Origin of the sequence: Streptomyces sp. RPT161, from assembly GCF_027533845.1 — a bacterium.
Classification (GTDB): domain Bacteria; phylum Actinomycetota; class Actinomycetes; order Streptomycetales; family Streptomycetaceae; genus Streptantibioticus_A; species Streptantibioticus_A silvisoli_A.
This window is the reverse complement of sequence record NZ_JAPZVN010000013.1, coordinates 149,171-175,538: the sequence shown is the minus strand read 5'-3', so window position 1 is coordinate 175,538 and position 26,368 is coordinate 149,171. Positions and strand designations below refer to the sequence as shown.

General features: G+C 68.3%; 29 protein-coding genes and 2 pseudogenes. 19 read left to right on the top strand and 12 right to left on the bottom strand.

The window, feature by feature from the left end; genetic code table 11:
• Window positions 1–185: 185 nt before the first annotated feature.
• Entirely contained in the window at window positions 186–533 is a 348-nt protein-coding gene (locus O5O46_RS24140; protein ID WP_269857645.1) for a hypothetical protein, read from the top strand.
• A gap of 109 nt (window positions 534–642) precedes the next feature.
• On the opposite strand, the gene O5O46_RS24135 is transcribed toward O5O46_RS24140, so the two are convergent.
• Window positions 643–1,539 (bottom strand): helix-turn-helix transcriptional regulator, encoded by an 897-nt coding sequence (locus O5O46_RS24135; protein WP_269857644.1) that lies wholly within the window; start codon window positions 1,537–1,539, stop codon window positions 643–645.
• 102 nt (window positions 1,540–1,641) lie between these two features.
• On the opposite strand from O5O46_RS24135, the gene O5O46_RS24130 reads away from it, so the two are divergent.
• Window positions 1,642–2,592 carry an SDR family NAD(P)-dependent oxidoreductase gene (locus tag O5O46_RS24130; RefSeq protein WP_269857643.1) on the top strand — a complete coding sequence of 317 codons (951 nt, stop codon included), beginning with the start codon at window positions 1,642–1,644 and terminating at the stop codon, window positions 2,590–2,592.
• Window positions 2,593–2,771: 179 nt separating this feature from the next.
• Here O5O46_RS24130 and O5O46_RS24125 read toward each other — a convergent pair whose 3' ends face one another.
• A complete protein-coding gene (locus O5O46_RS24125) occupies window positions 2,772–3,320 on the bottom strand; it encodes a ferritin-like domain-containing protein (protein WP_269857642.1) in 549 nt (182 codons plus the stop codon).
• 205 nt (window positions 3,321–3,525) lie between these two features.
• Here O5O46_RS24125 and O5O46_RS24120 point away from each other — a divergent pair, with 205 nt between their 5' ends.
• The 6 genes from O5O46_RS24120 to O5O46_RS24095 all read left to right on the top strand — a co-directional run bounded on the left by O5O46_RS24120 (window position 3,526) and on the right by O5O46_RS24095 (window position 8,602).
• A complete protein-coding gene (locus O5O46_RS24120; protein WP_269857641.1) occupies window positions 3,526–5,130 on the top strand; it encodes a CYTH and CHAD domain-containing protein in 1,605 nt (534 codons plus the stop codon).
• A 695-nt stretch (window positions 5,131–5,825) separates the two neighbouring features.
• Window positions 5,826–6,431, top strand: coding sequence for a GTP-binding protein (locus tag O5O46_RS24115; protein WP_269857640.1), 606 nt, complete (start codon window positions 5,826–5,828; stop codon window positions 6,429–6,431).
• Window positions 6,432–6,500: 69 nt separating this feature from the next.
• On the top strand, window positions 6,501–6,905 hold the full coding sequence (locus tag O5O46_RS24110; protein WP_269857639.1) for a hypothetical protein: 405 nt from the start codon (window positions 6,501–6,503) through the stop codon (window positions 6,903–6,905).
• Window positions 6,902–7,663, top strand: a complete 762-nt coding sequence (locus tag O5O46_RS24105; protein ID WP_269857638.1) for a transcriptional regulator — start codon at window positions 6,902–6,904, stop codon at window positions 7,661–7,663. Before O5O46_RS24110 ends, O5O46_RS24105 begins: the two co-directional genes overlap by 4 nt.
• Before the next feature lie 34 nt (window positions 7,664–7,697).
• Window positions 7,698–8,132, top strand: a complete 435-nt coding sequence (locus O5O46_RS24100; protein ID WP_269857637.1) for a roadblock/LC7 domain-containing protein — start codon at window positions 7,698–7,700, stop codon at window positions 8,130–8,132.
• A 92-nt stretch (window positions 8,133–8,224) separates the two neighbouring features.
• The gene (locus O5O46_RS24095; RefSeq protein WP_269857636.1) at window positions 8,225–8,602 is read left to right on the top strand and encodes a hypothetical protein; all 378 of its coding nucleotides are present in this window, start codon (window positions 8,225–8,227) and stop codon (window positions 8,600–8,602) included.
• 230 nt (window positions 8,603–8,832) lie between these two features.
• On the opposite strand, the pseudogene O5O46_RS24090 reads toward O5O46_RS24095, so the two are convergent.
• Window positions 8,833–9,437, bottom strand: a pseudogene (locus tag O5O46_RS24090) (response regulator).
• A 595-nt stretch (window positions 9,438–10,032) separates the two neighbouring features.
• On the opposite strand from O5O46_RS24090, the gene O5O46_RS24085 reads away from it, so the two are divergent.
• Window positions 10,033–10,281: a hypothetical protein gene (locus O5O46_RS24085; protein WP_269857635.1), complete on the top strand. Its 249-nt coding sequence runs from the start codon at window positions 10,033–10,035 to the stop codon at window positions 10,279–10,281.
• An 11-nt stretch (window positions 10,282–10,292) separates the two neighbouring features.
• The gene (locus O5O46_RS24080) at window positions 10,293–11,498 is read left to right on the top strand and encodes an SPFH domain-containing protein (RefSeq protein ID WP_269857634.1); all 1,206 of its coding nucleotides are present in this window, start codon (window positions 10,293–10,295) and stop codon (window positions 11,496–11,498) included.
• A 565-nt stretch (window positions 11,499–12,063) separates the two neighbouring features.
• Here O5O46_RS24080 and O5O46_RS24075 read toward each other — a convergent pair.
• Window positions 12,064–12,597 (bottom strand): hypothetical protein, encoded by a 534-nt coding sequence (locus O5O46_RS24075; RefSeq protein WP_269857633.1) that lies wholly within the window; start codon window positions 12,595–12,597, stop codon window positions 12,064–12,066.
• 605 nt (window positions 12,598–13,202) lie between these two features.
• Here O5O46_RS24075 and O5O46_RS24070 point away from each other — a divergent pair.
• Window positions 13,203–13,643, top strand: a complete 441-nt coding sequence (locus O5O46_RS24070; RefSeq protein WP_269857632.1) for a hypothetical protein — start codon at window positions 13,203–13,205, stop codon at window positions 13,641–13,643.
• Window positions 13,644–13,802: 159 nt separating this feature from the next.
• Here the strand turns inward: O5O46_RS24070 and O5O46_RS24065 are convergent, their stop codons facing one another.
• The gene (locus tag O5O46_RS24065) at window positions 13,803–14,132 is read right to left on the bottom strand and encodes a hypothetical protein (protein ID WP_269857631.1); all 330 of its coding nucleotides are present in this window, start codon (window positions 14,130–14,132) and stop codon (window positions 13,803–13,805) included.
• Between the two features lie 307 nt (window positions 14,133–14,439).
• On the opposite strand from O5O46_RS24065, the gene O5O46_RS24060 reads away from it, so the two are divergent.
• Both O5O46_RS24060 and O5O46_RS24055 read left to right on the top strand, forming a co-directional pair.
• The gene (locus O5O46_RS24060; RefSeq protein ID WP_269857630.1) at window positions 14,440–14,649 is read left to right on the top strand and encodes a hypothetical protein; all 210 of its coding nucleotides are present in this window, start codon (window positions 14,440–14,442) and stop codon (window positions 14,647–14,649) included.
• A 456-nt stretch (window positions 14,650–15,105) separates the two neighbouring features.
• Window positions 15,106–15,387, top strand: a complete 282-nt coding sequence (locus O5O46_RS24055; protein ID WP_269857629.1) for a hypothetical protein — start codon at window positions 15,106–15,108, stop codon at window positions 15,385–15,387.
• Window positions 15,388–15,433: 46 nt separating this feature from the next.
• Here the strand turns inward: O5O46_RS24055 and O5O46_RS24050 are convergent, their stop codons facing one another.
• From O5O46_RS24050 to O5O46_RS24040, 3 genes and pseudogenes are all read right to left on the bottom strand, one after another.
• Window positions 15,434–15,580, bottom strand: coding sequence for a hypothetical protein (locus tag O5O46_RS24050; RefSeq protein WP_269857628.1), 147 nt, complete (start codon window positions 15,578–15,580; stop codon window positions 15,434–15,436).
• A 196-nt stretch (window positions 15,581–15,776) separates the two neighbouring features.
• Window positions 15,777–16,349 (bottom strand): class IV adenylate cyclase, encoded by a 573-nt coding sequence (locus O5O46_RS24045; RefSeq protein ID WP_269857627.1) that lies wholly within the window; start codon window positions 16,347–16,349, stop codon window positions 15,777–15,779.
• A 27-nt stretch (window positions 16,350–16,376) separates the two neighbouring features.
• Window positions 16,377–17,081 (bottom strand): annotated as a pseudogene (locus tag O5O46_RS24040) (DnaB-like helicase C-terminal domain-containing protein); the annotation flags it as partial.
• 46 nt (window positions 17,082–17,127) lie between these two features.
• Here O5O46_RS24040 and O5O46_RS24035 point away from each other — a divergent pair.
• Window positions 17,128–17,307 carry a hypothetical protein gene (locus O5O46_RS24035; protein ID WP_443072609.1) on the top strand — a complete coding sequence of 60 codons (180 nt, stop codon included), beginning with the start codon at window positions 17,128–17,130 and terminating at the stop codon, window positions 17,305–17,307.
• 185 nt (window positions 17,308–17,492) lie between these two features.
• Window positions 17,493–18,614, top strand: a complete 1,122-nt coding sequence (locus tag O5O46_RS24030; protein ID WP_269857656.1) for a right-handed parallel beta-helix repeat-containing protein — start codon at window positions 17,493–17,495, stop codon at window positions 18,612–18,614.
• Between the two features lie 300 nt (window positions 18,615–18,914).
• On the opposite strand, the gene O5O46_RS24025 is transcribed toward O5O46_RS24030, so the two are convergent.
• From O5O46_RS24025 to O5O46_RS24010, 4 genes are all read right to left on the bottom strand, one after another.
• Entirely contained in the window at window positions 18,915–19,703 is a 789-nt protein-coding gene (locus O5O46_RS24025) for an ABC transporter permease (RefSeq protein ID WP_269857626.1), read from the bottom strand.
• Window positions 19,700–20,677, bottom strand: a complete 978-nt coding sequence (locus O5O46_RS24020) for an ATP-binding cassette domain-containing protein (RefSeq protein WP_443072608.1) — start codon at window positions 20,675–20,677, stop codon at window positions 19,700–19,702. The genes O5O46_RS24025 and O5O46_RS24020 overlap by 4 nt, the downstream gene beginning before the upstream one ends.
• Before the next feature lie 75 nt (window positions 20,678–20,752).
• Window positions 20,753–21,601 (bottom strand): DUF4097 family beta strand repeat-containing protein, encoded by an 849-nt coding sequence (locus tag O5O46_RS24015; RefSeq protein WP_269857624.1) that lies wholly within the window; start codon window positions 21,599–21,601, stop codon window positions 20,753–20,755.
• Between the two features lie 83 nt (window positions 21,602–21,684).
• Window positions 21,685–22,203 carry a hypothetical protein gene (locus O5O46_RS24010; RefSeq protein WP_269857623.1) on the bottom strand — a complete coding sequence of 173 codons (519 nt, stop codon included), beginning with the start codon at window positions 22,201–22,203 and terminating at the stop codon, window positions 21,685–21,687.
• An 878-nt stretch (window positions 22,204–23,081) separates the two neighbouring features.
• On the opposite strand from O5O46_RS24010, the gene O5O46_RS24005 reads away from it, so the two are divergent.
• The 4 genes from O5O46_RS24005 to O5O46_RS23990 all read left to right on the top strand — a co-directional run bounded on the left by O5O46_RS24005 (window position 23,082) and on the right by O5O46_RS23990 (window position 26,299).
• Entirely contained in the window at window positions 23,082–23,693 is a 612-nt protein-coding gene (locus O5O46_RS24005; protein WP_269857622.1) for a hypothetical protein, read from the top strand.
• Window positions 23,694–24,140: 447 nt separating this feature from the next.
• Window positions 24,141–24,371, top strand: coding sequence for a hypothetical protein (locus tag O5O46_RS24000; RefSeq protein WP_269857621.1), 231 nt, complete (start codon window positions 24,141–24,143; stop codon window positions 24,369–24,371).
• A gap of 558 nt (window positions 24,372–24,929) precedes the next feature.
• Complete coding sequence (locus O5O46_RS23995; protein WP_269857655.1) at window positions 24,930–25,310, top strand: lipocalin-like domain-containing protein; 381 nt, start codon at window positions 24,930–24,932, stop codon at window positions 25,308–25,310.
• Between the two features lie 113 nt (window positions 25,311–25,423).
• Window positions 25,424–26,299, top strand: coding sequence for a fumarylacetoacetate hydrolase family protein (locus tag O5O46_RS23990; protein WP_269857620.1), 876 nt, complete (start codon window positions 25,424–25,426; stop codon window positions 26,297–26,299).
• Window positions 26,300–26,368: the final 69 nt, after the last annotated feature.

Genomic DNA, 26,368 nt, shown 5'->3' with positions numbered 1-26,368 from the left:
GCGTCTCCGATGGGTCAGGGCGGGTCCCGCGGGTGGGTCGTTCCGCTGGGCGTGGGGGCGGGCCTGTTGCGCCGGGGTTCGCGACCGGTCCCCACTCCTGTGAGTGATTGCGGTAACTATCCCGCGATCCGAGGCTTGACCTCGGATCGCACGCACTCGGCAGCGACCACATCCGGAGGCCACTCATGCCATCCCTGCCCTGGCTCGCCCGTACCGGCAGCGTCATCGGATCACTCGGGGTCGCGGTCGTCCTCGCGACGGCCGCCTCAGCCGCTCCTCTTGCCCCCTGCTCCCTGCAAATCGACAACGGCACGACCGTCAGCTCCCGGAACGTCACCGTCGGGCAGTGCGTCAATCCCTCCCTGAGGACCCACATCAAGAGCGTCGCGGTCGGCAACAGGGCTGGCAACGGGAGCACGACCGTCTTCCGGTCCAGTAACTGCACAGGCGGCATCGTCAGGCAGGGCCAAAGCCCCATGTTCTTCAACCCGCCCACGAACATCGGCTCGGTCCGCATCGACTCCTGCCCCTGACACCGGGCGCATCAGCTGACGAGCCGAGGGCGCGTCCGACAGCTCGGTGTCGACCCGCCGGACACGGCCTAGGACTTCCCGCGGGTGGAACACCGCGCCGCCGCCGAAGTCAGCCCCGTGCACGCCCTGTTGGGACGCTGCCGCGGGACGTTCTCTGGCCCGGCTCGGCGGGGTCGACTGCGAGGGAAGCCAGGAGGGCGAGGCGTTCGGCGCTCGGGGTGCCGGGCTCGGCGTGGTAGATGACCAGGATCTGGCGGTCGGCGTCGGGGATCGGCAGCTTCTCGTGGCGCAGTTCCAGGGGGCCGACCTGCGGATTCGTGATCGTACTGATGCCGCTGCGCTTGGGGCGGACGTCGTGCCGGGCCCACAGCCGTCGGAAGCGTTCGCTGCGCACGGACAGTTCCCCGACGAGTTCGACCAGCGCGGGGTCGTCGACATCAGGGCCGACGAGGGCGCGCAGGGCGGCGACCGAGCCCTCGGTGCTGGCCTCCCAGCGCCCATGGGCGGCGCCGGAGTCGGGGTCGAGGAAGAGAGCGCGGATCATGTTCGTGCCGGGCGTGAAAAGCGGGGAGAGGGCCTGGGCGAGCGGGTTGGCGGCCAGAACATCCAAGAGGCGCCCTTGGACGAACGCGGGCGTGTGCGGCCAGGTCATGATGAGCTGCCGTACGCCCTCCGGGACATGTTCAGGACGCCGGGGGCGCGAACGGCGACGGGGGCGGTCCGGCACGGCGAGGCGGTGCAGGTGGGCGGTGGCGTCCTCGTCGAGGCGGAGCGCCCTGGCCAGGGCCTCGAGGACCTGGGCGGAGGGGCGTCGATCGCGCCCCTGCTCCAGGCGCAGGTAGTAGTCGGCGCTGATCCCGGCCAGCAGGGCCAGCTCCTCCCGCCTCAGGCCGGGGACGCGGCGCCGCCCGGCCGCGGGCAGGCCCACGTCCTCCGGGCGGATCAGCTCACGACGAGCCCGCAGGTAGTCGCCGAGCGGGGTGCCCGTCCCGTTGTCACTCACCATGCGCCCACCGTACGACCGCCGGGCGGTCGTGAGCCTGGTCCTGTCACTACCAGGACCAGCGGAGCTCTGGGTACCCGTCGGGCGCTGGCGCACCGTTGCCGTATGACACTCATCAGGACACCTTTCGGACCCCGATCAACCGCTGCCGAGGTCGCTGCCGGTACTGACATGTCCGGGAAACGGGCGATCGTCACCGGCGCATCCTCCGGGATCGGCGTGGAAACCGCCCGCGCGCTGGCGGCCACCGGGGCCGAGGTCACTCTCGCGGTACGCGATCTGGTCGCCGGTGCGGCGGTGGCCGCCGATATCACCGAGGCCACGGGCAACAAGGAGGTTCGCGTAGCGCACCTGGAACTGGCCGACCAGTCGTCGGTCGCCGCCTTCGTCAGCGCCTGGGAGGGCCCGCTGCACGTACTGGTCAACAACGCGGGCGTGATGGCGCTACCGGAGCTGCGGCTCACGCCCGAAGGCTGGGAGACCCAGTTCGCCGTCAACCACCTGGGGCACTTCGCCCTCGCAGTGGGCCTGCACAGGGCGCTGTCGGCGGCCGGGGGCGCCCGGGTCGTCTCGGTCAGCTCCTCCGGCCACCTCTTCTCGCCGGTCGTCTTCGACGACATCCACTTCGGATTCCGTCCGTACGACCCGTGGCTGGCGTACGGCCAGTCCAAGACCGCCAACATCCTCTTCGCCGTCGGCGCGGCCGCACGCTGGGCCGACGACGGCATTGCAGTCAATGCCATCGCTCCCGGTTCCGTCCCGACGAACCTGGTCCGGCACCTGGGCAGGCCGTCCGGCGTCACCCTGGAGGACGGGCTGCGAAAGACAGTTGAGCAGGGCGCGGCCACCTCCGTCCTACTGGCCGTGTCGCACCTGCTGGAGGGAACTAGCGGACGATACTTCGCGGACTGCGCCGAGGCCCTGCCGGTCCCCCGGCGGCCTTCCATGGCGCCGGTCACCGCCGAGTTCATGAACGGTGTGGCCGCCTACGCCCTCGACCCGGCGAACGCCGACCGGCTTTGGGAGGAGTCCGCACGTATGACCGGCGTTTACTGACGCCCCGTCAACTTACTTGCGGAGCACCCACGGAAGCGGTGGCCCGCCGAGGTGTCTCTCGGCGGGCCACACGGCTGACCGCGCGCCTGGCGTTTCGTAACGGCCCAACTCCCAAAGCGCTCGCGGCCACCAGGTGCGTAGCGACGGCTGCCGCCGCCTGCGACGGGCTGCGCCGAAGGCTAGGCGTCCTTCGCCTGCCGGGGGACCCGCTCCAGCAAGCCGCGCAGGTCATCGGCGTGTTCTTCCTCCTGAGCCAGCAGTTCTTCGAAGACCCGTCGGGTTGTCGGGTCGCCAGTGCCAAGCCACTGGATGATCTCGGTGTACGAGGCCACGGCCACGCGTTCCGCCACCAGGTCCTCCCTGAGCATGTCGACCAGATCCATGCTGGCGTCGTACTCGGCGTGAGAACGCTTGGTGAGCGTGTCCGGGTTGAAGTCGGGCTCGCCTCCGAGCTGCACGATGCGCTGCGCCAGCTTGTCCGCGTGCTGCTGCTCCTCGTTGGCGTGTTCCAGGAACTCCGCCGCCACCGGCTCCGCCAGCAGGCCGCTGGCGGTGTAGTAGTGCCGCTTGTACCGCAGCGTACAAACGATCTCCGTGGCCAGCGCCTCGTTCAGCACACGCAGAACGCGCTCCAGGTCGGCTCCGTAGGCATCCGTCACGGGCCCCTTGTCGATCTCCCTGCGAGCCCGCTCGCGGATGGTCTCGATGTCGGTGAGGAACTCGGCCACGGCCGCAACCGCCTTTCGCGTTACTGGACACGTCCCACTCAACGCCCGACGCGTCAAGGAAACTTCTTGCGTCGCACGCTTACCCGCCGCGGGGCGGGACATGACCGACTTCACCCGACGGAGTTGACGACGCGCGCACGTCCATGCGGCTGCCGAGCGGAGCGGTGTCCGGTGTCGTCCCCCAGGCTGCGGGCAGGCGCCCCACATGGGACACACAAGCATCGAAAGGGAAACCAAGTTCGAGGAGGTCATACCCTCCCGACTGGCCGATCTGGCGGACCGCCTCACCCGGCTTCCCGGCGTGGCGCGAGTGGCACCGGCACCGGCGGAGGAGTTCGACGCGGTCTACTACGACACGGCGGATCTCGCTCTGCTCTCCGCGGACTGCACGCTGTCGCGCAGGAGCGGAGGGGACGACGCCGGTTGGCAGCTGAAGGCGCCCGCGCCGGGTGGCCACGGCGAGTTGAAGGCGCCCGTTGACTCCCACGGGTCGGACGAGCCGCCGGAGGAGCTGGCGCGCCACCTCCGGGCCCGGGTTCGAGGGCGCCTGCTGACGCCCGTCGCCCATCTGCGCACACACCGTGCGCGGTGGTCGCTTCTTGACGAGGAGGACCGGGTGCTGGCCGAGGTGGCGAGGGATGACATCGCCGCGCAGGTGCTCGGCGGTGAGCGGATCCGCGCAGCCCTCGCCGGGCTGGTGCGACCGGACACCGCCGCCGCGGACCGTGGAGCCGTCGCGCAGTTGACGAGTTGGTCCGAGGTCGCGGTCGAACTGCGTGAGGGTGCCCCGTCGCTGACGCCCGCGATCCGCAAGCGGCTGCGATCGGCCGGGCTCCGTACCGCCGCCCAGCCCTGCGAGCTCCGCCACGCCCTGTCCGCGGCCGACCTGTCCCCCGGCACACGCGCAGCACGTACGGCACCTGGCTCGGCCGGAGAGGCGGTCATGACGCGGCTGTGCCAGCAGGTGGAGGTGCTGCTCGCCACGGACCCGGCCGTGCGTGCCGACGCGCCGGACGCGGTGCACCGAATGCGGGTGGCTGTGCGTAGGCTGCGTGCCGTGCTCAAGTCACACCGGCGCCTGTTCAAGCCGGGGAGCACGCGAGCACTTGAACGTGAACTGCGTTGGCTCGGCGCACAGTTGGGGCGACCCAGGGATCACGAGGTGCTGGCCGGACTTCTGCGACGAGCCGCGGCGGACGTGGCGCGTGATCCGCGGATGCCGTCGGCGAACGGGCTGGCGGGCCGGATCGCGGGATGCGAGGCCGCTGCGTACCGACGCGCCTGGCGGCAGGCCTGCGAGAAGCTGGACCGCGAGCGCTACTTCGCGCTGCTCGACGCACTGGAGAAGTGGCTGGCCGATCCGCCCTTCACGCGGAGGGCCGGAAAGAGCGCTCGGGGACAGCTGAAGAAGGCAGTCCGCCGCGACCACCGCAGGTTCGTCTCGCGTACCCGCAAGGCACTGTCCATGCCGGACGGGCCGGAACGCGAGAAGGCCCTGCACGGCGCTCGAAAGGCGGCGCGGCGGCTGCGCTACAGCGCGGAGACCGCCCGACCGGTGTTCGGCAAGTCCGCCAAGCGAATCGCCAAGCGGGCCAAGGCGGTTCAGGACGTACTGGGCGCGTACCAGGACGCCGTCGTCGCCCGGGCCGCGCTGCCCGGGCTCGCCGATCAGGAGCACGGCGCGGGTCGCGGCACGTTCCTGTTCGGGGTGCTCCACTGCCATCAACTGCGCGAGGCGGAAAAGCAGTTGGCGCGGCTGCCCAAGCTGTGGCGCAAGGCCGCCAGGCCGAAGTCCTTTCGACTGCGGTGACGGCCGCGGGCGGCGGGAGACCGCCCACGGCGGTGGCGGAGGCACGGCCCTGGGCCTGGCAGGGTTCGCCCGACCAGGCCCGCTCCGCCAAGTGCCGTGCCACTACCCCTTAGCGGTGGGGGGTGTGTCCGAACATGGGAACAGCCAACTCCGCAACAAGCCATGCGAAAAACAGGGCGACGGCCACCACGAGAACCGCGGTCGTCACAGTGACGGGATGGCGGATAACAGGCCTCTTCACGGCTTCCTCCGTCCTTCGTCCGGGCCGGCGTTCATAGCCGATCTTGTGGCTCACTCCTCCCCACGGAATCGCGGCCTATCCCTGTGAAGCCGCCAAAGGCGAACCCTGGCGGTCGGCGTTCCAAACGTCCGCCAAGACAGCAGCGCCGCGACACGAGCCCATGCCAGCGAACAAAACCGCGCAGATTCGATGGCAGGGCGATCAACAATCAGAGAAGGAATGACACCGGGACGGCCGCCAGTTCACACTTCCCGTCACATTGTGAATCCTCTGTGGATGACCGGCGGAGGGTTGGTACGACTACTGCCCTGACGCACGGCATCGGTCACACGTGCTGCGCACTTCCGTTCGCATACCAACGATCAAGGGCGGTGAGCGAGATCAGCGGGACGCTTCGCTGGCGCCACACCGAGGCATGCCGTCCTTCGGCTTCACCAGAGGCGGCTGACCAGACATGACACTGCTCGAAAGGCGCTCAGCGGACTTCGCACCCTCCAGTGCTGTGGTGCTCCGCTCCACCACCTCGGCGAAGATCGTGGTGGCCGGTGGCTTCGGGGTGGGCAAGACCACGTTCGTCGGGGCCGTCTCGGAGATCAGCCCGCTACGCAGTGAGGCCGTGCTGACCTCCGCCTCGGCGGGCATCGACGACCTGACCCACGCGCCGGAGAAGACCACGACGACCGTGGCGATGGACTTCGGCCGCCTCACCCTCGACGACGACCTGGTGCTGTACCTGTTCGGTACACCCGGCCAGGACCGCTTCTGGTTCATGTGGGACGACCTGATGCGCGGCGCGATCGGCGCGGTGGTCCTGGTGGACACCCGGCGGCTGGCCGACTGCTTCCCGGCCATCGACTACTTCGAGAACTCCGGCCTGCCCTTCGTCATCGCGCTCAACGGGTTCGACGGCCACCAACCCTACGCTCCTGACGAGGTACGAGAGGCGCTGCAGATCAGCCACGAGGCACCCGTCGTGAGCACCGACGCACGCCAGCGCCAGCAAGCCAAGGACACACTCATCGCCCTCATGGAACACGCTCTGCTGACCCGACTGCGCTAGCGCGCCCTGACGGCCCGCGCGGCATCGGATGCTTCGACCATCAATCCGCGATAGACACAGGGAAGACTCGTGCCCGGAATCGAAGAGTGCCTGTCCGACGCGATGACGCTGCCGGGCGCGCGCGGCGCCGCCATCGTCGACTGGAGCAGCGGACTCGCCCTCGGCACCGCCGGGGACGCGCCAGGTGGCGAACACGAGGTAACCGCCGTGGAAGCGGCGGAACTTGCCCGGCTGGCCACCGAGCAGACGGCCTTTCGACCACCTGTGGAAGCCGCAGCGGAGGTGCGCTGCGCCAGCCCCTTCGTGGAGGACGTCATCGTCACAACACGTACGGACTTCCACGTACTGCGGTTCATCGAGACCAGCTTTGACGGCAGTGTCTTCCTGCACCTGTGGCTTGACCGCCACGAGGGCAACCTGGCCCTGGCCCGGTTACGCCTTCGCAGCCTGGCGACGGAGCTGGTGCTGGTATGACGTCCAGTACGGCTGCGAGCCTGTTACGGCTCGCGGCAGAACGCGCCACCGGCGCCCTGATGGGTAGGGCTGGAACGCTGTTTCTCGTGGACGGCGCGGTGGTGCACGCCGAGAGCCCGGCCGCCACCGGAGTCGACGTCCTGCTGACCACCGGCGGGCGGCTCGCCTATGACAGCTGGCAAGCCGCGGTCGATCAGGCCGGGGCACGTCGCAGCGTCGGCCGCTTCCTGGCGGACAGCGGTCTACTGGCCGTCGGCGAGCTGGAGATATGCCACCTGTCCGCACTCTTCGACGCCAGTTACTTCGTTCTGAGCGATGAGGGGGCCACACGCTTCCGCCACGGCGCCGAGCACTGGTTCGGTCCACTACGTCCCGTGCGCGCGAGCCTGGTCGAACGGGAGAGCCGGCGCCGCAGACAACTGCTGGAGAACCTGTGGCCCTTCCCGCAGGTGGACACCGAACCCGTGATGCCACGCCGGGTCGCCGAGTCTCCCGCGCTCAGCCACCGGTCACGTCAAGTGCTCGACCTCGCGAACGGCGAGCTAACCGCCAGTCACATCGCTCAACTACTGGGCCGCCCCACGTTCCACGTCCTGGTCGACGTGCGGCGGCTGGCCGCCATAGGGCTGGTCGACACACCGTCCGCCACACCGCCAGGTCCCGTTGCCCCTGTGGGGCCCTGGACCGCCGATGCCCCGGTCGATCCCGATGTGGAGTTGCTGCGCCGGGTCCGCGACGCCTTGGAGGCAAGACTGTGAAACGTGGTTCCGTCCGTTCGATGTCCGCCGCGTCATGAGGCGCCTGTCGCGTCAAAGCGCCGAAGGCAACCAGCACTTGACGGTGCCAGCAGCAGTGAACGACGAGCTGCGCAGCCTGAGGGCGCGGGTACCGCACCTCACCGGGGCGCTGGTGGCGAGCGTCGACGGGTTCGTACTGGCGCGTGACGCGGCCACCTCCGAGGCGGAGGGCATCGCCGCGCTGACCGCTGTCGCCCTCGGGGTGGGGATACGACTCGCCGAGGTGACAGGGCAGGGCGGCTTCCGTGAACTGCTGGTGCGAGGTGAGCAGGGCTACGTCGCCACCTACGCGGCCGGAGCCTCGGCCGTGGTGACGGTACTCGCGCAACCAAGCGTCAACGTCGGCCGACTCCATCTGGAGGCGCGCCGCTCCACCGTCCGCGTGGCGGAACTGGTCGACGCCGCACTCGCCCAGTCAGACAAGCCCTGATGCGCCGTCAACCCACCGGGGACTTACGGCAGTCAACGCGGCTGCCTCGGAAGCATCAGGGGCATCTGCCAACGAAAGGAAGATCCCGCAACATGGCCAGTAACATCGAACCCATTCTGAAGGACGCGATGACCTCCATCGAGGGCGCAATCGGCGTGGCGCTCGTGGACTACACGAGCGGTATGGCGCTGGGCACCATCGGCGGCGGCAAGGACCTGGACCTGACCGTCGCCGCCGCCGGCAACACGGACGTGGTCCGGGCCAAGGTCCGCACGATGGAGATGCTCGGCCTCAAGGACGAGATCGAGGACATCCTCATCACCCTGGGCACCCAGTACCACCTCATCCGGCTGCTGAACAAGCGGCAGGGCCAGGGCATGTTCCTGTACCTGGCCCTGGACAAGGCACGTGCCAACCTGGCGATGGCCCGACACCAACTGAAGGGCTACGAGGGAGAGTTGGAAGTCTGACGCACAGCGGAAGATCGCCGCCGCGGCCATTTGACCGCGCTACGGCGTCCCTCTCCGCCAGCCCGCCACCGGGGATGCCCGGTGGCCGTCAGGCGGTGTCAGACGGCAGGAAAGCGAAGGTCTGGCACCGCCGTGATACGGAAGGGGGCGGATCCGGTGCACGGATTCCAGCCCGCCTGGGGCGAGTTCAAGGGGCGGGAACAGGCGGCAGCAGCTCACGGGACAGCAGCTCAGGTGTCTTCCGGGTCATTGGCGTCGTGAACAAGCCACGCGATCTGGACGCGGTTGTTGAGACCGAGCTGGGTGAGGATCCGGGACACATGTGCCTTCACTGTGGGAAGTGCCATGTGCAGCTTCTGGGAGATCTGTGCGTTGGAGTGCCCTTGTCCGATCGCCCGGGCCACTTCCCGCTCGCGTTCGGTCAGTGGTGCCAGGTGGGCCCGCGCGGTGGCGGCTCGGTCGTCCTGTCCGCTGTCGTCCGCTACTTGCCGCATGAGTTGGCGGGTGACGCAGGGGAGAGCACCGGGTCGCCGGCGGTCACCGTTCGGATGGCCGCGACGATATCCGGCGGCGGGGTGTCCTGGAGGAGGAATCCCGCGGCTCCGGCGCGCAGTGCCTGCAGTACGTGTGTGTCGGTGTGAAAGGTCGTCAGGCCCAGTACTTCCGGAGCGTCCGGCTGCGCCCGCAGCTCCCGGGTGGCGGTCAGTCCGTCGACGCCGGGCATCCGGATGTCCATCAGCACCAGGTCGGGTCTTGAGGTGGCGGCCAGCGTGGGTACCTGCGCGCCCTCGGACGCCTCCGCCACGACTTCGATGTCGTGGGCGCCGCCCAGCATGAGCCGTAGCCCGGCCCGAACGATCGGGTCGTCGTCGACGAGCAGGACACGGATCACCTGCGCTGCCTTCCCTCACTCGTGGCCTGTGGGCGCGGTGTCTGCCACACCGACGACACCGCTGCCCAGTACTCGGCCTGGTCGCCGTACTCCCCCCGAACCAGCGAACCAGTGCTGGCGCCGCCGCCGTCCGCGCCACGCCCGACGCGCCGGCACACCGTCATGGACGGCGGTCCAGGCACCATCCGCGAACGTCATCGCCCGGCCGGGCGAGTAGGCCGACATCCCATTCCGGCCCACCGGACACTCCCCCGCCGTGGCAGCCGCCACCAGCTCCAAAAGCCCGGGCGACGACCGCAAGGTCGCAGCCAAGCAGGCGGACGCGTCGTCAACTCCGCTGCATCGGGAGCTGTTTCGAGGACGGCGATGGTTGGGGAGGACGCCGTGATCGGCGTGCTGTGAGCGGCGTGGGGAACCTGGAACCTCAGACTGTCGACACGCACCAGGGCGCTGGGCAGCCGACCTAGGGTAGGCCGACGGTCGCCGTAGCGCTATGGTCTGGCTTTCAGGATCGAAATGGATGAGGGGGCGGCCGTCAATGGCGTCGGACGAGGCCGTAGTCGGCTGTACAGGTGTGCTGCTTATCGGTACGCGCGGACCGGCGGGCCCTGGAGAGGTGCTGGCGCGGGTCAGAGGCGGCACTGAGACCTTCCTCGCCTGGTCCGCCGAGCCCCTGCCGAAGGGGGCGACCGTGCTCGTAGTCGAGTCCCGTGGCACGCGCCAGGTCGACGTCATCGAGTGGGCCGATCCGTTGGACGCGTTCGTCGGCGATGCCGACGCCGGTTGAGGAGACGAAGTATGTTCGGTTACCGCGTGCCCGCCCCCGATGAGGCCATGCTGATCTCAGGAGGCCGGCGTGGACAGGGGGGCGCGCCGTTCCGTGTCGTGACCGGGCACGGCAAGTTCGTGCTCCCGATCTTCCGTAAGACCCGCTTCCTGACGCTGGCGATGTGCGAGGCGGAGGTCGCCGAGACCTGCGTGACCCGGCAGGGCATCGCGCTGACCGTGCGCGCTGTGATCGCCTTCAAGGTCGGCAACGACACAGAGAGCATCGTCAACGCGGGCCAGCGGTTCCTCTCCGACCAGGACCAGATGTCGGTGCTGACCGGCCGGATCTTCGCGGGTCACCTACGCTCCATCATCGGCTCAATGACGGTCGAGGAGATCGTCACCGAGCGGCAGAAGCTCGCCATCGAGGTGCTGGAGACCTCGAAGGCGGAGATGGCGAAGATCGGTCTGATCGTCGACTCGTTGCAGATCCAGTCGATCGACGACGGCGACACCGGCTACATCGAGGCGATGTCCGCCCCGCACAAGGCGGCCATTCAGCGGCAGGCCCAGATCGCCCAGGCGCAGGCCACGCAGCAGTCGGTCGAGGCGCAGCAGGAGGCGGCGCGCAACCAGGCGGAGTACGCCCGGCAGACCGCCGTGGTGCAGGCGCAGTACAGCGCCGAGGTGGACCGCGCGCAGGCCCAGGCCGCGCAGGCCGGGCCGCTGGCGCAGGCGCACGCCCAACAGGAAGTGCTCGCCGCGCAGACGGAGTTGGCGCAACGTGCGGCCAAGCTCCGCCAGCAGCAGTTGGTCGCGGAGGTCGTGAAGCCAGCCGAGGCCGAGGCCGAGCGGATCAGGGTTCTGGCGATGGCCGAGGCGGAGCGGATGAAGATCCAGGCCGAGGCCGCCGCCTCGTACGACCGGGTGGCGCTGGACCGGATGCTGATCGACCAGCTCCCGCAGATCGTCAAGGAGGCCGCCAGCGGCCTGGCAGGTGCCAACGTCAACGTGCTCAACGGCGCCGACGGACTGGGCGAGATCGCGGCCGGCCTGGTCAGCCAGGGCCTGACAATCCTCGACTCGGTCAGGCGGAACCTGGGTACGCCCGACGACCGCGAGCAGAAGGACGACGGCTCCCGCAAGCTCGACAGCGGCCCCGTCGAGATCCAGCGGATCCTGGGGTCGACCGACAACCGCGGCGACAAGGACGCTGGCCCGGCCGACGCTCGGTAGTGGGATCGGCCACGCGGAGCCCTACCGGATTTCCGGCGCTGAGGTGAAAGCTCCCGCGGATGATCGTCAGGCTGCGGGACGTGGGGCTGCGGTGACGTCGTAGCCGAGTTACTGGGTGGCAGTCCGCTGCGGTGGGGTCGAGTGAACGCTCCGCACTTGCACGGGAGTTGGCGCGGACTGCCACCGCCACTGCCACAGAGATCTCATCGCGCACAGTTTGACCGCGACTGGTCGCCGTCCGGCAGTACCCTCAGCTGCGCTTCGAAGCGGTAGCCCCCACCTGTGCCTTGGTCGGTTCGATGAAGTCACCCAGCCTACGGGCGACCAGCCGGTCGACTTCTCCTTCACGACAACTGCCGGGGTGCGTTTCACAGTCGTCGCCATCGGCTAACGCGGCTACCAGGACAGCATCGGTTCCGCACCGCTCCAACGCATCGACAACTGCGCGGGTGCCGTGGTGAGTTCTGCGGCCAACGAACTCACCACGACAAGGACCTCGCACGGCTAGCAGGATGAACGGATATGCGGGGCCGTGACAGACACCGCACCGGTCACCCGAGGTCGGTCAGTCCAGCCCCAGGCTGGACTCGGCGGTCGTCCAGTCGTTGGCGATCGCCTGCCGGGCATCGTCCAACGTGACCGTGTCGTTGCAGACCGCCCTCTTCAAATCGTTCTCCACCTTGTCCTTGTCGGCCGAAGTGCCCCCTCCTGCGTCGTACCGAGGCTCGGGCCACAAGTTGTTCGGGTCCTTGGGCGCGCCGCCGAGTTCCAGCGGGACGAGGTGGTCCTCCTCGTAGTCGGCGGTGGAGGTGTCGCTGTACCCGTAAGCCGCGATCTGCTGCACCTTGAGCTTGTTGGTGTACGAGGCGGGCGGCCGAACGGTGGACGTCCAGCCCGACACGCATATGGTGGAGTCGATGGTGTCCTGCGTGACGTCGGGGTTGTATGCGCCCGGCGTACAGGACGGATCAGGCAGCGGCAGGTAGGACTGGGAGCAGGACGCAGTGGAGGCCTGCGCGGGGCGGGCACCATAACCGACACCCGCGGATACCAGCGTCAAGGCGCAGGCGACCAGGGCGAGTTGATGTATTCGTGTCATGTGGGGGGATCTCTTCCACGAAGGTTCCGACCTCGGCGCCGGAAGTTGTGCACATGACACACTCGAAAGGGGCTACGCGGGCAGACTCCAGGGCGTGAATTCCCTGCGACCGCCCCGCATCAGCGAAGCCAACACCCCGTACGGGAACAAGCCACGGTAGGAGACGCTGTGGCCGGGGCGAACTTCAGACGCACGGCACCGCCATGTGCTCCGAAGCCTTGCGAGCGCCCAGATAGCCCGTAATTTTGAACGCCAGTTCGTGAGAGCCCGTTCCCGGCGTGGGCCTGCCGCAGCACTACCTTGGTGGCGGCCACGACACCCTGCTCGGGCTGGCTCCACTGTGCCTTGCTCCTCGCCGAATGGCCGAGCCGGTCCAGTTCTGGCTCTTCAGTCTGCCTCTGCGCGCCCCGATGACAACGCTCGTCCGGCTCGCGAAGCTCCGCTGGCTCATCGAGCACGACTATCGATAGATGAAAGAAGCCCTGGGGCTTGCCTACATCGCTCAACCTCTACATCAACGTAGGCCCCTCAAGGGGCCACGGGCCCACCCGGCCGCCTGCCCGCGTCCGGCAGGGGCCGACCCCGTGTATATCAAGGGGCACTCAATGGATCCGCTGCCCGTGGACGAGTACACCGGCATGGCGAACCTCCGAGAGGCCTTCTACATCCTGTCAATCGGCGGGCACGACGGCGTCGCCATCCCAGAAGGGCCCGGCTGGGTCACCGTCACACCCGGCGGCGGCAGCGTAACGGTCGTAGCCGCCACCGAGTGGGACGCCTTGAAGATCACATTCGCTGCTTACGACGAAAAACCTGAGCCCCTGCCCGTCGACTGGACGCACACCGAAGAATTCGCCTTCACCGCCAACGACCGCCCCGCCGACTACACCAGCGGCACCTCCACCTCCAGCATGGTCGAAAACCCTCTGCCGCCCGAGTACTTCTTCGCCCGCGAAGGGGAACCCCCGTACCACTGGAACGCCCGGCTCCACGTCGCCGCCTACGAAGTCGAGGAACACGCTATCCAGTTCTGGCGCCGCGGCTGACAGCGGCCACGCCCGAGAACGCGCCCGTCACGCCGTCCGGCTCGGCTCCCACACCCCGACGTCCGGCACAGCGTCACCCTTGGCCGTCCGCCGCAACCGGGCCGGCCATCGCTCCCCACGGCCGGGCTGGCCGGCGGCCTGGCCGAGCCGTCGGCAACGTCACCAGCGGTCGATGCCCATGGTCCGCGCCGCGTCGTGGATCGCCACGTAGTGGTAGGTCGACATGCCCGACCTCTTCACCGGGACGTTTCGGTCCTTGGCCCGGAACTCGTCCCGCGAACAGGCCAGCAGGGTGGTGCCGTACCTGACCGGCACGTCGCGCGTGCCGTGGATGGGGTGCGACTTGGCTGCGGTCTCACTGCCAGCCCTTGCCAGGATGCTTCGGGCCTGGTTGTACGCGGCCGCACTGATCGTATTCGGGTTCGCCGCCAGACGGGCGCCCACCGCGTGGTCGCCGACGGTGTCCGACGCGGCAGAACGCGCGTTCACCCTGCAAAACACCCTCGCCGCCTGGCCGCTCTTGGCAGTGGTGGCGCCCGCGGGCGAGACGGCTACAGCGAGGGCTGCCGCTGCGACCACAGCGGCGAGTCCCGTGCGAATGGCTACCTTCATGACTGCAAGCCCTTTCTGGTCGAGATACGAGTCCCTGGCGATTGTGCGTTCACGTTCCGGCAGACGGGGACCGAACGCACGAGAGCGCCCGGCGAAACGCCTCGTTGGAGCTAAACAGCGAACGCGGCTTCGAGCAGACCGCCGCGACAGAGAACGCCAACGAGCCACACTTACGGCGCGAAGCTTGGATCAGAGCGCCCAACTCGCTTTGATCGCAATTCGTTTGGCGACGCCGACGGCACACCACCGTCACGGCGGCGGCGACATGTGCGTCGAATGCGGCATCACCAAAGGCAACAGCTTCGGGCCAGCCGCAGGGGTATTCGTGTTGCTGCTCGTTGTCTTCCAGGTGTTCGTGTCCGCGTTCGGAATCATGCAAGCGGTCCTCCACTGACGGCGCGCCCGCCCGCCCCCCACGCGCCTCACCGCCCCCGACGCCACCCCGCGACCGGAAAGCAGCTATCCCGGCCCGGCGACGAGCCCCGATCGTGAACACGTGCATGCCAACCACACGGAGGGGAAAAGATGGCACGACACCACCGCCGCAGCTACCGGCGCAAAGACGGTACATTCGTTCGAGGCGCCAACGTCCGCGGCCGGAACCCCAAAGCCGGCTGCCAGATGTGGATGATCGGAATGATCGGGATAGCCGCAGGAGTAGCAGCTACACGGCGGGCAGGGCGCCGCCCCTGACCCGACACGCACCGGCCCGCCCACCGGGCTGGTGCACCACATCGCGTCACCGCAGCACGCCATCGAGATACACCTGGATCCGCCGATCCGGGCGCTCCCATCCGTGTCACGGACGGTAGTGCTCTGCAACAAAGCACTACGGACATACCCTCATGGTGTGAACCTGCGCATGGACTGGTCATGGGAAGCAGACGGCATCGCGGGAGCCGAATTCGCGACCGTCGACGACGCCGTCACCACTCTCGCCCGCCACCTGGACCGAGCGGCAGCCCACTTCGGCACCGAGCGACAGACACGAGTAGCACAGGCGTGCCTGGCTCCAATGAGCGCCTACATGTGCACCGACGGAGTCCGTGCACTCACCCAGGGCCGCGAATGGACGCACGAATGCGGGGGACTACGTGTGACACTGACCCCCGTCGAGGACCCGAAGACCTGACGCGAGCACACCAGTCCCGTACCTGCCAGACCGGTGCCCCCGACGGTCACCGCAGCACCCCATCCAGGTACTCCCCAGCGGGCCCGTACACCCCGCCGGGGATCAGCTCGGTGAGTCGACTGCGGTCAGCCCAGGCCACCCCCGCCATCTCCCACAGCGACGCCGGGCTGGCCGCACTGTCGGCATCCCCCAAGCCGTCGTGCGCACCCAGCGGGGACGCGGATGGGTCGAGCGGTTGGCGCGCCCCGGACGGGCCGCCACGCCGAGCTACGCATCGTCCAGCACCTGGCTGACCAGGACTAAGGACTGTCCGGCGGGTCCCGGAGGGGCCAGATCGCTGCCAGCCTCCGGTAACTCCGTGCGCTCTGAGCCGTCCGCATCCTGCCGAATCACGAAATCCTCGCCTCGCCGAGCGCCAAGTCCCGGTACGGCAAGTCCACCGCAGGGCTGTCCAGCAGGTCGAGCTGTGTCTCGACCTGCCCCACCAGCTCAGTCGCTGCGGCGGCATCGGTACTCAGAACCTCGACCTCCACGAACGACCCGACCCCGGCCACGGTGTCGACCGCGACCACGACTTCGCGGTACGCCGTATGCCGGTAGACCGTGCGGCACTTCTCCACCCGCACGAGTTGCCGCATCCCGACGCACTCCAGCAACTGCTCCGCCGCTGCGGCCTGCCCGGGGCCGAGGACCACGTTCGTCTCCGGCTTCGAGATCACGTGCGTCGCACCGTGAGTCTCCTCGTCTGACGGCGGCTTGTACGTCAGCTCTGCGGACTCGCCGCGGCGCCGCACCCTGAGACACTCGATCGTCTCCACGTAGTTCACATCGGAGCGCGAGTAATACGTGTCGACCTCCGCCACCGGCGGCCCGGCCTCCCAGCCCAGATCGGCCAACAGCCCCGCCAAACGCTCCCCGCCGTCGGGAAGCTGCCGCTTGCGCTCCACCTCGATCAGCTTCATCCGGTCTCTCCGATCAGTTGGTTCGGTTCACTCCGGCGCCCTGCCCCCGTAGCTCGAATAATGGCCCTGGAAGGCCACAGTGATCGTGCCGGTGGCGCCGCCGGTTCCTACCGACGATCAAGTCCGCCTCGCCCGCCCGCGCGGACCCCTTCTCGTAGGCGTTCTCGCGGTGCAGCAGGATGACCATGTCGGCATCCTGCTCAATGGATCCCGACTCACACAGGCCCGACACCATGGGCCGCTTGTCCGCTCGCTGCTCCGGCCCACGGTTCAACTGTGCCAGGGCGACGACGGGCGCCTACAGCTCGTTTGCGAGAAGCTTCAGTTCAGGCTGAGGTAAGAAACCTCGACCTGCCGGGACTCGAAGTTCCGTGACGTGCCCCCTTCGAGCAACTGCATGTAGCCGATCAGCACGATTCGCAGGTCATGCATCTGCCGGAGCCGACGAAACTTGGCGCGGATGTCGGCCAGCGTCAGGTTCAGCGACTCGTCGAGGAACAGCGGCGCCGAACTGATCTCCGGCATCCGGTGGGCTGGCTATCCGCGCCCAATCGTCATCGTCCATGTGCTCCGAGCGCCTGAGGTGGAGACCGACCCGCGCCTCAGCGGACAGGATCTTCACGTTGACCTCGTCGCGGCCATCTCCAACGAGAAGCCCACGGAGGGCAGTTGATCCTTGACCGCCCCAGCCCGCAGAATATCGCTCACAAGGGGTCGACTTCCCACCGCCGGGTCTCGGCCGCGATGATGAGCTAGCCGCCCTAAAACCCTGCATCAGGTGGCCGAGATCTGCGTCTCGGGCAAGAAGAAGCAGAAGAACATCAAGAAGCCCACCGTGACCAGCGACAGCAAAGGCCGACTGCTGCGGACCTGGGCGATCCGTCCCGGCCGCATGCACGACCACACCGCCGACCCTTGCGGTCAGGTCAAGACCCTCCGCCCCGGTCCAGCCGGTTAGCTGACGTGCCAACTGCCAGTCATCATGAAGTTGATCAACACCCTGCAAACTCGAACGGAGCATCAACTCACCCTTCATCAAGGCCACCCCACCTGCGAGAACGAAGTTGGGGTCACGATCGCGCGGTACTCCATTCGGCGGCGTGTCACGCGCGCACTTCACAGCAACGTCGTAGCGTGCCGAATATGAAGAAATGCCATAGTGCATACCTCGCATGCACGGCGGCTCTCCTGGGTACGGGGCTCGGCGCCACCCCGGCCGCCGCCGCTCACCACACCCTCGTGGTGCGTCCGGGTGGGTCGATCCAAAAGGCGGTCAACGCCGCCCGCCCCGGCGACACGGTGCTCGTGCTCGCCGGCACTTTCCACGAAAGCATCACGGTGAAGACCCCCGGCCTCACTCTGCGCGGCGTTGGCCGCCGTACGGTAATCAAGCCGAGTACGAAGAAAGCCGCACCGCACCGGAGGAAGGGCTGCCTTGAGAGCGGCGAAGGCATCTGCGTGATCGGGCAGAGGAACTCTCCCGTCCCGAACATCACCATCTCCGACCTGACCGTGACCGGGTTCTCCCAGGACGGCCTGTGGTCCATGGCGACCGATCACCTCACCGTGCAGCGGGTGACCGCCGCTAACAACGGGCGGCGAGGCATCTCCCAAGAACATTCCACTCGCGGCGTATTCCGGGACAACACCGCCCGCGACAACCGCGATGCCGGCTTGTACCTCGCCAACACAACGAAGTCCAAAGCGGGCGCCACGGACACCCACGGCACAGTGATCGAACGAAACCACCTGATGGGCAACCGATCAGGCCTCACTATCCTGCGCCTACGCAACCTCACCATCACGCGCAACTACCTCACCGGCAACTGCGCAGGAATGTTCGTCGTCAGCGACGAGAACAAGCCCAAGGCTGGCTCCCTAGCCATCAGCAAGAACATCGTCAGGCAAAACAACAAGTACTGCGCAAAGATCGCCCGGCTGCCCTTCCTGCAAGGTTCCGGCATCGTCCTAACCGGCGCCGAGAACACCTTGGTGACGGAGAACCTGATTACCGGCAACTCCGGAAAGTCCCCGCTATCAGGCGGCATCGTCCTGTTCAAGAGCTACGTGGGCGCCAAGAACGAGCGGAACAGGATCAGCGGCAACCAACTGGCGAACAACAACCCAGCGGATCTGGTAAACCAGGAAGCCGCAAAGAGCAACAACACCTTCCAGGGAAACTCCTGCCAGGCCTCCAAACCCACAGGGCTGTGCTCATCCAACAGCCACGGATCCACCCGGTTTGGGCATAACAACCGGACCTAGCGTGACCGCTCCTTCCGAGGGGTCGCCGATCGTGCCAGCGGACGCCGGCCGACTTTGCAAGGTATGCCCGGCGGCAGCCTCGGCCGGACAACGACGCCGCCGGGTCGGCCCTACTGCCCCGCGCTCGCACGCCGGGGCTCGGGCCCGACGAAGTCGCGCGCTCCAGATCCGCACCGATCATGCTCAGCTCGGGACGGGGTCGGCGGACGCGCGCAGGGGCGGCGTACTCCGACGCCGTGTCGGAGTACGCCGCCCTCGGGCGGGACGAGTTGCGGAAGGCGGCCCGCGCTGTCGTCTCGGCTACTTCGGATCGCGGTTGAAAACCGCCTTCGACCAGAAGTAGCCGAGCACGGAGAGAACCAGGCACCAGGCGACCGCGAGCCACCCGTTGTCGCCGATCTCGCCACCGAGCAGCAGGCCGCGCAGAGTCTCGATGGCCGGCGTGAACGGCTGGTACTCGGCGATCGGTTGGAACCAGCCCGGCATCGCGTGGATCGGGACGAAGGCGCTTGAGATGAGCGGTAGGACGATCAGCGGCATCGCGTTGTTGCTGGCCGCCTCGGCGTTCGGGCTGACCATGCCCATCCCGACCGCGATCCAGGTGAGCGCCAGGGCGACCAGCGCGAGCAGCCCGAACGCCGCCAGCCAGTCCAGGGCCGTGGCATGCGTGGGCCGGAAGCCGATGGCCACGGCGACGGCGCCCACGAGGACCACGCTGGCGACCGACTGCAGCACGCTGCCGAAGACATGCCCGATGAGCACCGAGCCGCGGTGAATCGCCATCGTGCGGAAGCGGGCGATGATGCCCTCGGTCATGTCGTTGGAGACGGACACCGCGGTCCCGACCACGGTGCCTCCGATGGTCATCATCAGGATGCCCGGCACGACGTAGGCGATGTACGCGGAACGGTCGGTGCCACCGCCCATGCCCGCGCTCATCACGTCACCGAAGATGTAGACGAAGAGCAACAGCAGGACGATCGGCGTCAGCAGCAGGTTCAGGGTGAGGGACGGGTAGCGCCGCGCGTGCAGGAGGTTGCGGCGCAGCATCGTGGACGAGTCGCGCACGGCGAGAGAAAGGGAGCTCATCGGACAGCCTCCTTGGGCTGGTCGGTTCCGCCGGTCAGGGCGAAGAACACGTCGTCGAGGTCGGGGGTGTGCACGGTCAGCTCGTCCGCCTCGATGCCGGCGGAGTCCAGCCAGGCGAGGATGGAGCGCAGCTCACGCTGGCTGCCGTCACTGGGGATCTGCAGCGCCAGCGCCTCGTCGTCCCGGGTGCCCTCGCGCAGCGCGACAGCGGCGCTCTGATAGGCGGACGGGTCGGAGAAGCGGAGCCGGACGTGCCCGCCGGGGATCAGCCGCTTCAGCTCCTCGGCGGTGCCCTCGGCTGCGATCTTGCCATCGTTGAGCACGGCGATACGGTCGGCGAGCTGGTCCGCCTCTTCCAGGTACTGCGTGGTGAGGAAGACGGTGACCCCGTCGGAGACCAGCTCGCGGATGATCTGCCACATGTTGTGGCGGCTGCGCGGGTCGAGCCCGGTGGTTGGCTCGTCGAGGAAGATGATCCGCGGTTTACCGACCAGCGTCATGGCGATGTCGAGGCGGCGCTTCATTCCGCCGGAGTAACTCTGGGCGGGCTTCTTCGCCGCCTCCACCAGGTCGAAGCGCTCCAGCAGTTCGGCTGCGGTGCGGCGACCCTCGCGCTTGGACAGGTGGTGCAGGTCCGCCATGAGGAGCATGTTCTCCTCGCCGGTGATCAGCCCGTCCACAGCGGAGAACTGCCCGGTGACGCCGATCGCGGCACGCACCCCGTCCGGTGACGTGGCCACGTCGTGGCCCGCGACCTGGGCCTGGCCGCCGTCGGCGGTGATGAGCGTGGACAGGATCTTCACGGCGGTGGTCTTGCCGGCGCCGTTGGGTCCGAGCAGCGCGAACACGGACCCGGACGGGATCTGCAGATCGATGCCGTCGAGGACGGTCTTGTCGCCGTACGACTTGCGCAGACCGACAGTGGAGACGGCGGTCGGCGACGGGTGACCGTCGCCCTGCTTAGACATGGGCATGACAGGAGAAGGCATGGGGCCCTCCGTTCGAAGGCTGAAGTAGTGGGAGGCGCGGCCGGTTTGAGGATGTGGCGCTCAGGCCTTGGCGCGGCGCACGTCGATGTTTCCGTGCCGGGTGCGGGCGTGGATCTTGACGGTCTCCTCGGCCTGCTCCGGGGTCTCGGAGGCGGTGAGCGTGTTGCGCACCTGGCCGGAGCCCGAGCTGACGTCGAGCCAGGCAGCCGTGCCTTCGCGGACGCCGACCTCGATGGCGCCGTAGGAGGTCTCCAACTGGACGGTGCCACGGGCCACTTCGCCCACGCGCAGGGTGCCGTGGGCGGTGGTGGCGGCGACAGAGCCTTCGGCGCGCCGGATCTCGATGTCGCCGTTGGCCCCGCTCACCCGCAGTTCGCCGGACGCGGCGCCGACGGTCGTGGTGCCGTGCGAGTTCTTCAGGACCGCGGGACCGTCGACGGTGCCGACGCGCAGGCTGCCGGAGCTGGTGGTGATCTCGGCCATGCCCTCGATCCGGTCGACGGTGATCGAGCCGTGGGAGGCGGTCAGCTGCAGCGGCCCGGTGGTGTCGAGGCGGACGTCGCCGGACGAGGTCTTCACGCGGACCTCGCCGAGCCGGCCCTCGCCGAGCACCTGGACCCAGGCGCCGGTCATGTCGATGCGTGAACCCGTGGGCAGTTCGACCGTCACATCGACGGTGCCAGTGCGGCCGAGGCCGAACAGATTGGGCTTGGGCGTCCTGACAGTCAGGACCCCGCTCGCGTACGTGACCTCGGTCTGGTCGGCCGTCCGCACGTCCTGGTCCTTCTTCGGGTCGCGGGGCCGCACCTCGACGACGGTGGCGAGGCGGTCGCCCGCGGTGAACTGGATGGAACCGGCCTCCACGTGCGCCGTGGCCGAGATCGGTTCGGGAGTGTCGAAAGAAGGCATGGCTGTCCCGTCCTCATGGGTCTCGTGGTCGTCCCCGCTGGTGGGGACGTGGGGTGGGTGAAGTGGTACGGGCGCAGGCGCGGCTAGCGCACCCAGCCCGTGAAGCTCTGTCCGATGGTCTGGGTCTTCTCCGTCGTACGCGGCCGGGTGCCGCCGTCGACCGCGGCCGACACGGCGCGCACCAACCACGCGTTGACCGACAGGCCCTCACAGCTCGCGGCCTCTTCGGCGCGGGCCTTGAGGTGTGCCGGCAGACGCAGGTTGACGCGGGCGGTGCCGCCCTCGTCGCCGTCGGCCAGGGCCGTGGCCTTGAACGGTTCGACGGGCGCGGCCGACTCCGCGGGGGCGCCGCCGCCGGTGGGCGGCAGCGTCACCACGAAGTCGGGGTCCAGCCCGCGCAGCCGTAGGTCGACCGAGCCGGGGGCGAGCTCGCGGGTGATCTCGTCCATCGCGGCGGAGAGGACATTGAGCATGGTCAGACGGGTCGCCGACTCCAGAGGAGCGGTGAGCCGCTCGGCCAGCTCGCGGGCATCTTCCCCGCCAGCTTCGGCGGCCGCCGCCAACTCGCGGCGGAGGGTGTCGACGTATGGCGTGAGGTCCATGACGTCATCATGGCATCACTATGGCGCCACGCGCAAGCACGAGTGGCACCTGGCGCAGGGTGGGCTTGGGACCGTGGCCCCACCTGGGCAAACGGGAAGAGGGCCACCCGAGCCCCGTGGCGCCATGCGCGCCTACTCGCCTTTCGGGAGCCGGAACGGCGTCACATGTCACCGGTGGCACCGCCTGGCTCCATCTGGCGTCATGTGACGCCATGGGGTGTGCCGCAAGAAGGCGACCTCTCGATGAGCTGATCCGCATCGCCAGCAGCCGGTGGGCGATCGAAGAGTCCTTCCAGACCGCCAAGCAGGACGAGTTCCCGGCAATCGTCGAGCCCGCCCGCCGAGCCGAGCGTTGACGGCGCGGCGCTCGGCCCAGGTGCCGGCGCGGGCGACGTCGCCGGACCCCACGCCGTCGGTGACGGGGTCGGCGTCCCGTCGTTCGCCGTGCGGGTGCTTGATGCGGTGGGCGGTGGTCGGTGGGCGATGCTGATGTGCGCGTGCCAGCCATCGCCTATCGCGGCGACGGTACGTGGGTTGATGCTCAGCGAGGTGGCAAGGGGAAAGGCGGCCGCGTCAATGCATGCCCGTACTCCGCTGCGTAGCAACACAGTTGCCGTTTTCGACTTTCGACGCGTTGCCGCGCACGTCGGCCGCCTGCGCGGCCGCGGCCGGGAGTGCGAGAAGCGCCGGAGTGGCCACTGGGTTGTACGCCCGGCCGCGCCTGGGGGTGGAGAGAATCTCCACCCCCAGATACTGTCCTCGCCGCACGACGCCGCTGCTCACCGCCAATAGCTTTATCCACAACACGAAAAACATCGAATCCGCAGCACCGAGTAATCCGGATTCGCACCAACGCCGAGTGGAAGGACCGAATTCCGATGAGCTACGTGCGCGGCTTCGCCCCCTGGATCGTCTACGCCCTCCTCTCCGCCATCGGCTGGCAGTGGGGTGCCCTCGCCGCCCTCGTTGTCGCCGTCGTCTCCCTGATCGCCGACCGCCGCAAGGGCGTCGCCCTCGACGCGCAGATCCTCGACTTCGGCTCGCTCGCCTACTTCGCCGGCCTGACCGCCTTCTCCTTCGCCGACACCAGTTCGCCCATCCAGCACTTCGACGGCCCGCTGGCCTCCGCGTGGCTGGCCCTGATCGCCGTCACCAGTCTGCTCGTCCGCCGGCCCTTCACCCAAGGCATCGCCCGTCGCAAGGTCAGCGCCGAACTCGCGGCCGACCCGCGGTTCGTGCACACCAACATGGTCATCACCAGCATCTGGACCACCGCCTTCGCGGCCAGCGCCATGGTGGGCATCGTCGCCGACATCCTCAACACCGGCACCATGGTCGACATCGCCCGCCAGGTCCTCGGCCTTGCCATCCCGATGTACTTCACCCACCGTTACGTGACCCGGATCCGCGCCCGCAAGGCCGCCGCCGCTGAACACACCGCCCTGGTTACAGCCCCCAACGCTCAACTCCCCACCGCGGTCAACGCCTGACCCACCACCACCCTCGCCCCCACCCCATCCCACGACGCCCGGACCGACACCGTCGGCCCGGGCGTCGTGGTGACGAGCCGCGGTGGGGCCGCTCGGCGTGCTGAGCGGGGGGCGGCCCGCCCTCAGCGGTGTGCCATTCCATGGGGCGGCGGTCAGTAGTTCATCGTGTCAGTTGAGAGGTGACGGGCCGTCTGTTTCTGCCTGCCGCTCCCTCGTTTCCGTGCCCTGCCGCCCCTTCGACCGGCTTCCGGGGCGAATTCGCAGGCCGGGCGGTCAAGATCGCAGGGTGCGCAGTGAGCCGGGCAATGTTGCCATTTGCCACTGTGATGCTCGGTGTTCGACTCGGCGGTACGGGCTTGCTGCACTGGGTTCAGCCCGCCGCCTTCCGTCCTCTGGTACCAGACTGGATGCCGCTGCCCCGCGCCATCGTCGCCCGCGTCGGGTGCTTTGGAGATCGCTCTGACCGCCGACCTGGTCCTGCCGTCGGCCCGCGCGGCGGCGGCACTGGGAGCCGGTGCCCTTTTCCTCGTCTATCTGGTACCTCATGCCGACGCGTTCCGGCACGTGTCCCGTGCGACGACCTGGCACGACCGGCCCGTCGGTGTTGCCGTTCGGCTCGCCGTCAACCTCGGGTATGCCGCGTGGGCGTTTGCCGTGGCACGTGAATTCCTTCGTTGACCTCCACGGCAACGTGCGCTACAGCAGCATGCGATCGGCTGTGCGGGACGGCCGCGGAACGCGAGGCGATGCCCTCACCTCGTTCCAGAAGGAACTCTGTGAGTCCGTCGACCGGCCGCGCGACCTCGTCGATCTGCGGGAGGAGAACGCGATCACGGCCCCTGAGACGCCGGCCGACTGTCTTCCATGCCGACCGGCCACACCGGTTGCGGATTTAAGTGCGGATTTAAGACCTACCGCAGACTTGCCAAAGAGATGACGTCCTAATCGCCGATGGCGCAAGAAACGGTAGGCCGTACGGCATCGCCTGCCTCGACTCCGGCACCGGTGCCGTGCAATCCAGCCGCTCGGCATCGGCCGTCCTGCTTCACGGCATGCGGGCCCGCGGCTCAAAGACGAGGCGGTTCTTTGGCCTCTCGGACCGAGAGCTGCAGCGAGGGGCGAGGTTCACTCGAATCCGTGGCCGACGAGGTCGGTCACGTGGATGAGGCGCCGAGCAATTGCCTGCCCCATTTCCCGTGGCTTCCGTGAGCGACATGCGAGGCGATTGTGGACGAAATGGTTGGAACGTGGGTCCTGGAGGATTTCACGGTTGAACGCGGAGGAGTGACCTCCCACCCGTTCGGGGAACGGCCTGGCGGGATGCTTTTGTACACCGCAAGCGGTTGGATGAGCGCCCTGCTGACCACCGACCCCGCCCGGAATGTGAGTGCTTCCGAAGAGCCGGAAGCTGCCGACGGGACCGTGGCGTACGCCGGTCGCTGGGAGCGCGCGGCAGACGGGGCGGTGCTCCATCACGTCATGTACAGCCACTACGCGCCATGGCTGGGTACGACCCTGGAACGCCGTGTGCGTCTTCTTCCGGAAGGTCTGGAGTTGACGGCCACTTCACAGGGCGGTTCCAAGTCGATGCTGCGCTGGCGTCGGCGTGTGACCTGAACCTCCGCTCGGCGCCCTGCCACCGTCGGCCGAAGGTTTCGACTTACGGAATTCACGGCTGAGCCGGCCGAACCGATCAACGAACTCTGATTTCCTTATGGAGGAGACGCGCCATGCGCACAGCCAATCTCAATGGCCGTCTGGTTATCGTCTACGACGACGGTGTCGTGGACGTGGAGAAAGCCAGTGACGGGGTGTTCCCGTCCGACCCGCAGGCCGTTTTCGACCGCTGGCGGCAGTTCCATGACTGGGCACGGTCCCAGGCCCCGGCCGACTACGAGCGTGCCGCGTTCGACGAGCGGCAGTTCGGCCCGCCCGCGCCACGCCCGCGGCAGGTCTTCGCCGTTGCCCTGAACTACGCCGACCATGTGGCGGAGTCGGCCTCCGACAAGCCTGCGCAGCCGACGATTTTCACCAAGTACCCCACCTCCGTGACCGGCCCCTACGACACGATCGCACTGCCCAGTGAGACCGTGGACTGGGAGATCGAGCTGGTGGCGGTCATCGGAACACGCGCGCACCAGGTCGCGGCCGCGGACGCCTGGGGGCACGTGGCCGGCCTCACGGTCGGCCAGGACCTGTCCGAGCGCCGTGTCCAGTTGCAGGGTTCGCCGGCACAGTTCTCGCTCGGCAAGTCCTTCCCGGGATTCAGCCCGATCGGCCCGGTGCTGGTGACCTCCGACGAGTTGGAGGACCCCGACGATCTTCCACTGGGCTGCGCGGTCAGCGGCGAGACGATGCAGGATTCCCGGACCAGCCACATGATCTTCTCGGTGTCCGAGCAGATCGCCTGGATCTCCGGGATCTGCCCGCTGCTCCCCGGCGACCTGGTGTTCACCGGCACTCCCGCAGGCGTCGGTGGCGCCCGGAATCCGATGCGCTTCCTCCGCCCCGAGGAAGAGCTGCGCAGCTGGATCGAGGGCATCGGCGAACTCCGCAACCCGTTGATCGCCAGCCCCAGCTATCCCCACGGTCCCAAAGCGGTCTGAGAGCCGCACACCCCGAACGCGACCAGCGATCACGGGCCGCACAGCGTCTTCGCCCCATCCGCACTCACC